This is a genomic window from Mycobacterium sp. (assembly GCF_052144515.1).
Lineage (GTDB): Bacteria > Actinomycetota > Actinomycetes > Mycobacteriales > Mycobacteriaceae > Mycobacterium.
The window spans coordinates 1-2,822 of sequence record NZ_JBKQQD010000352.1 but is presented as its reverse complement, the minus strand read 5'-3'; the positions used below and the strand labels follow the sequence as shown (position 1 = coordinate 2,822).

Sequence of the window (2,822 nt, the reverse complement as noted above, 5' to 3'; positions counted from 1 at the left end):
CCGACGAACGGGACGCTCCTGCTATAAGCGTCCGAAACGCCGCGGCCGTGGTAGCCCTTCACTTCGATCGCTTCGCGTGATCCGTGTCGGCTGACGGAGGAGTGGTTGCGCAACGCGTATGCCAGCTTCATGGATAACAGCAGTTATCCACGAGTAAGTGCTGCATATTCTCGATTGTGCTGTGCCCAAACGTGATTCGATGCCCGAGGAATCGCCGATAACGATGCTGACCCGTCACGGTGCAGTGCTGCAACAGGTTTCATTTTGAGCCGCTGACATCTCCCGGCTTTGCTTGATCGTCGGATGAGTTAGGCGTGCGCAGAGAGCATCGACAGCCGCGGCCCGCCGCGCCGCTCCCCCGCCGGGGGATTGCGCCAGCGCTTACGCCAGGGCCGATGGCATCCCCATCAGAGATGTGCGAGCTGCACCCACCGCTGTGCGATCCGTCTCGCCACCCGGCTGGCAGCTGGGATTCGAGACGCACGGTCACGTCTGGTTTTCTCTGCAAGTGAGACCGCAGCTGAGGCCTCGACGGACTCAATACCCGAGAAGCGCCTCCTGTCCGTGCGGAACAAATATATGGTTCGGTCGAGGCTGACATCGAGCTCATTCAGACCAAAAGGGAGCGGCTGCAATGATTGACTTCACTGACCAGGCTGCAATCGTGACTGGGGCGGGGCGCGGTTTGGGGCGGCTGTACGCGCTAGATCTGGCTCACCGTGGCGCATCCGTCGTCGTTAACGACCTTGGCGGCGGCATGGGCGGGGAGGGAGCGGACACCACGGTGGCCGATCAGGTCGTCGAGGAAATTGTTCGCGCCGGCGGCACTGCGGTGGCATCGCATGACTCGGTGGATAGTCCTGAAGGTGGTGAGGCCATCGTGCAAACCGCCCTTGAGCACTTCGGACGAGTGGACGCCGTGGTGAGCAACGCCGGAATCTTTACCAGCATCGCCTTTGAGGACATGACCCCGACGCATTGGCGTCAGATGCTCAAGGTGCACCTCGACGGTGGTTTTCATCTGTGCCAGCCCGCCTTCAAAGTCATGAAGAAACAGGGGTACGGCAGATTCGTGCTCATCTCGTCCTCAGGGGGAATGTTCGGCCAGCACCTCGAAGCGCACTACGGCGCAGCAAAGGCAGGCCTGGTAGGGCTGAGCAACGTCATTGCCTTGGAAGGGGCCGAGCACGGCATCTTGTCCAACACCGTGTTGCCCTTCGGCTTTTCGCGGATGGTCACCGAGACTGTCGACGCGAAGACCCTTGAGGACACCGGACTCAAAGATCTGATCGCGCCGGAGAAAGTCGTGCCGATGGTCACCTACTTGGCGAGTCGCGCCTGTGAAAGCAGCCACCAGAACTACTCCGCACTGGCTGGCAGATACGCACGCGTGTTCATCGGGCTCGGTGATGGGTGGCTAGCTGACACCGACCTCACCGCCACCGCCGACGACATCGCCGAGCACTTCCCTCAGGTCGCGCAGACCGAATCCCACACGATCCCCAACAACATCTACGAGGAACTGTTCTCGGCAATGGGTCGACTTGGGATCGACATGACAGGTTCCAACCCCGGATAAGATCCAACCCCCGGGCCACGCGCCCGGGCTTTTGCCAAGCTGCTCAGCGCCAGCGCACCCGATCCTGCCGAGTCCCCACTCAACCGAATCAGCGCCGGCCTCGACATCTACACCGAACAGGCAGAACGCTTTCCGGAGCTACCGAATGGCCCACCAGGGCGTAGTCACGCCCTGGTGGCGGCAATCTCTCCCCCGGCCGCCAGACACGTATACACCTTAAGGCCTTAAAACAAATATCTGTTCCGGTAGCATTTGTCGCGTGCGAGCCGATAACGACCTGGTTTTCGCCGCTGTGGCGCATGAGCGGCGTCACATCGCGGCCCTGGTCGACGGTTTGAACGAGGCGCAGTTGGCAGCTGCGAGCCTGTGTTCAGGGTGGGACGTCAAGACGGTGGCCGCGCATTTGGTCAGCGTTTTCGCCGACAGTTTCTGGGTGTTCATGAGGACAGCTCTGCGCCGAAGAAGTATGGCTCGTGCGATCGACGAGCTGGCGCGGCGTCGGGCGCAGCTCCCCGCGGGCGACATCGTCGCCGAGTTGCGTGACAACGCTGACTACCCGTTAAGTCCGCCGCTGTTCGGGCCGCTCGATCCCCTGGCCGATATCTTGGTGCATGGCGGTGACATCAGGATTCCACTGGGGTTGCCGTTTGAGCCTGACCCGCAACTGGTGGCGCTCGCGATGGACTTTTTGACCGGTCCGTGGCCGTTTGGTTTCGTGCCGCTGGGCCGGCTTCAAGGAATCTGCCTGCGCAGCACAGATATTGACCGGTGCTGGGGAGGCGGCGTTGAGATCCGCGGGCCGGCGAAGGCTTTAATGATGGCCGTCAGTGGTCGCCCGGCTCTGCTGCATCTCCTCGAAGGACCCGGGCTTCCCCGATTGCAGAGGCGGATGATGCCGCCATGACGTCCGGAGCGTATACGTTTCAGGATTCAGTGGTCGGCGTATGGCGGTTCGGCCGTGACGGTGGTTGGCCGCTGATCTGGTGCCACGGCGGTCTGAGCTGCGGTGCGGTCACGCTTTTGACCCAGTGGGCTTGTTATCGCTGCGCGCGTCGATCACGATGATGTCCTCGCGAGCTTGCAGGTCGAGCTCCGTCAACTGCGCGGTGACTTTGGCGTGTTCGGCGGCGGTGTAGGCGATGATGACGGTGACCGCTGTCGCGGTGTCGTTGGCCTTCTTGTAGATCTCGACCTGGTTCTGCAGGTTTCGTTTGAGCTGGCGATTGCTGGCTAGCTTGAACTC

Annotated in this window: 3 protein-coding genes; 2 read left to right on the top strand and 1 reads right to left on the bottom strand. The window is 61.7% G+C overall.

The features are described from left to right. Positions 1-634: 634 nt before the first annotated feature. Both ACLP9N_RS23050 and ACLP9N_RS23045 read left to right on the top strand, forming a co-directional pair. Complete coding sequence (locus ACLP9N_RS23050; protein ID WP_442409563.1) at positions 635-1,579, top strand: SDR family NAD(P)-dependent oxidoreductase; 945 nt, start codon at positions 635-637, stop codon at positions 1,577-1,579. A 259-nt stretch (positions 1,580-1,838) separates the two neighbouring features. Further along, positions 1,839-2,483: a maleylpyruvate isomerase family mycothiol-dependent enzyme gene (locus ACLP9N_RS23045; protein WP_442409562.1), complete on the top strand. Its 645-nt coding sequence runs from the start codon at positions 1,839-1,841 to the stop codon at positions 2,481-2,483. Positions 2,484-2,591: 108 nt separating this feature from the next. On the opposite strand, the gene ACLP9N_RS23040 is transcribed toward ACLP9N_RS23045, so the two are convergent. Beyond that, positions 2,592-2,822, bottom strand: a 231-nt coding sequence (locus ACLP9N_RS23040; protein WP_442409561.1) for a hypothetical protein, incomplete at its 5' end; no start/stop codon positions are given.